We start from the raw sequence: 2,786 nt of genomic DNA, 5'->3' as shown, positions 1-2,786 counted from the left end.
GACCCCCAGCACCGAGTGCATCATCACGACCATGATGATGCAGATGCCCTTGGCATAGTCGACCCAGTCGACCCGTTCGTTCTTCAGTGCGGCTGTGCCGTTTCCGGTCATCGGTGTCTCTTTTCAGCGCGATCGGGCGCGTTTACAGGAGGATCGGTTGCTTTCTCCTTTCACCAATCAAATAATGTGCCATGTTTCATGGGGTCGTGATCGGAACGGGCCATTAACCATCGAAGGATCACGGCGGGCACGAACCGGCTGTCATACCTTGCGAAGGCGAGGTATCCGGTACATCCGCCTTCGAAATCATTGAAACCTGCTTTACGCGAGCACCCGCTTTCGTGGGTGATGACGGAACCAAAACGGTGATCCGAGAATTCGCCACGCCGCTCCCGATCGACGCCGTGCTCGACGAACTCGGACGAACGCTCGGTGCGCACAATACGGCCGTGCTGGTGGCGCCGCCCGGCGCCGGCAAGACGACGCGGGTGCCGCTGGCGCTGCTCGACGCGCCCTGGGCCGCGGGCAGGAAAATCATCGTGCTGGAGCCGCGCCGGATCGCGGCGCGCGCCAGCGCGGAACGAATGGCGCAAACGCTGGGCGAGCGCGCCGGCGAAACGGTCGGCTATCGCGTGCGGTTCGGCTCGAAAGTGTCGCGCGCAACCCGCATCGAAGTCGTCACCGAGGGAATCTTTTCGCGGCAGATTCTCGACGATCCGGAACTGACCGGCATCGCTGCGGTGCTGTTCGACGAGTTTCACGAACGCTCGCTCGATGCCGACATGGGTCTTGCGCTGGCGCGCGACGTGCAGACCGGCTTGCGGGAGGATTTGCGCATCCTGGTGATGTCCGCGACCATCGACGGCGCGCGGGTCGCGAAGCTGCTTGGCGACGCGCCGGTGATCGAAAGCGAGGGCCGCGCCTTTCCGATCGAGACGCGCTATCTCGGCCGCAGGCCCGACGCGCCGTTGGAGCGGCAGATGGCTGACGCGATCGCCATGGCGCTGCGCGCTGATGCCGGCTCGGTGCTGGCATTTTTGCCGGGAGCGGCCGAAATCCGTCGAACGCATAATATGCTCGCCGAACGGGTCCACGACCCATCCGTCGAGATTGTTCCGCTGTTCGGCGCGCTCGACGCCGCGGTGCAGGATCGCGCCATCGCGCCGGCGCCGAAAGGCCAACGCAAGGTGGTGCTGGCGACGTCGATCGCGGAGACCTCGTTGACCATCGAAGGCGTCCGCATCGTGGTGGATTCCGGCCTGGCGCGGGTGCCGCGCTATGAGCCCGATATCGGCTTGACGCGGCTGGAAACCGTGCGCGCCTCGCGCGCCGCGGTGGATCAGCGCCGCGGCCGGGCTGGCCGCACCGAGCCCGGCGTGTGTTACCGGCTCTGGGACGAGCCGCAGACCGCCTCGCTCCCTGCCTATACCCAGCCGGAGATTCTCAGCGCCGATCTGTCGTCGCTGGTGCTGGATCTTGCGCAGTGGGGCGTGCGCGATCCGGCGGTGTTGTCGTTCCTAGATGCGCCGCCCGCGCCCGCCTTGAACGAAGCGCGCGGCCTCTTGGGCGAACTCGGCGCGATCGATGCCGACGGCCGCAGCACCGACGAGGGCAAGAGCCTGCGCGCGCTGGCGCTGTCGCCGCGGCTCGCGCGCATGATCGTCGATTCGCACCGGCTTGGCGCGGGCCGGGAGGCCGCTGAGATCGCTGCGGTGTTGACCGAGCGCGGCCTCGGCGGCGACAGCGTCGATCTCGACGCCCGGCTCGACAATTTCCGTCGCGACCGCTCGCCGCGCGCCTCAGGCGCAAGGCAACTCGCGGAGCGTTGGGTGTCGCAGGTGAGGGGTTCTCCCTCCCCGCAAGCGGGAGGAGAAAAAACGCGCGATGGAGAGCTTTCTACCGGTCTGATGCTCGCGCTCGCATTCCCCGATCGCGTGGCGCGCAATCGCGGCAACGGTTCGTTCGTGCTCGCCAACGGCCGCGGCGCGACGGTCGACCCGGCCTCCCGGCTGGCGCGAGACCCCTTCATCGCCGTTGCCGAACTGACCGGCGCCGCCGCCAACGGCCGCATCCTGCTGGCCGTGCCGATCGCGCAGGCCGACATCGAGGCGCGCTTCGCCGACCAGATCGAGGCCGACGATGAGGTCACGTTCGACCGCGCGGCGATGGCGTTGCGGGCGCGCCGCCGGAAACGGCTGCATGCGATCACGCTCTCCGAGGCGCCGCTGGCGGTCGTTCCCTCGCCGGAGACCGCGCGCATCCTCGCGGAAGGGCTGATGGGTGCGGGACCGGATCGCCTGCCGTGGTCGAAATCGCTCAAGCAATGGCGCGACCGGGTGATGTTCCTGCGCGCGGCGGAAGGCCGGAAGGGACTCGATGAGTGGCCCGATCTCTCCGTTTCCGGACTTGCAGCCGACGCCGAAAGCTGGCTGGTGCCCGCGCTGTCCGACAAAACATCGCTGAAGGATTTCTCCGCGAGCGATCTGTCGGAGGCGCTGATGGCGCTGTTGCCGTGGAGTTTGCGCGCACGGCTGGAGCGGGAGGCGCCGACGCATTTCGAGGCTCCGACCGGCACGATGCTCGCGATCGACTATGGAGCGGAGCAGGGGCCGACGATCGCCGTCCGGTTGCAGGAATTGTTCGGCCTGACGGCGCACCCGACGATTGCGCAAGGCAAGGTGCCTCTGGTTCTGGAATTGCTGTCGCCGGCGCATCGCCCGGTGCAGGTGACGCGCGACCTGCCCGGCTTCTGGCGCGGCAGCTATGCTGGGGTGCGCTCCGATCTG

The 2,786-nt window shown here is 67.6% G+C and carries 1 protein-coding gene and 1 pseudogene; one reads left to right on the top strand and one right to left on the bottom strand.

The window, feature by feature from the left end:
• A pseudogene (locus tag BGN91_RS07395) lies at positions 1-111 on the bottom strand (acyltransferase); the annotation flags it as partial.
• A 254-nt stretch (positions 112-365) separates the two neighbouring features.
• Between BGN91_RS07395 and hrpB the strand changes: the two are divergent.
• Positions 366-2,786 (top strand): ATP-dependent helicase HrpB (gene hrpB / locus BGN91_RS07390; protein WP_292611883.1); only part of this gene is annotated, 2,421 nt, incomplete at its 3' end.

The organism is Nitrobacter sp. 62-13 (assembly GCF_001896955.1).
Lineage (GTDB): Bacteria > Pseudomonadota > Alphaproteobacteria > Rhizobiales > Xanthobacteraceae > Nitrobacter.
This window is presented reverse-complemented; position numbering and strand designations above follow the sequence as displayed.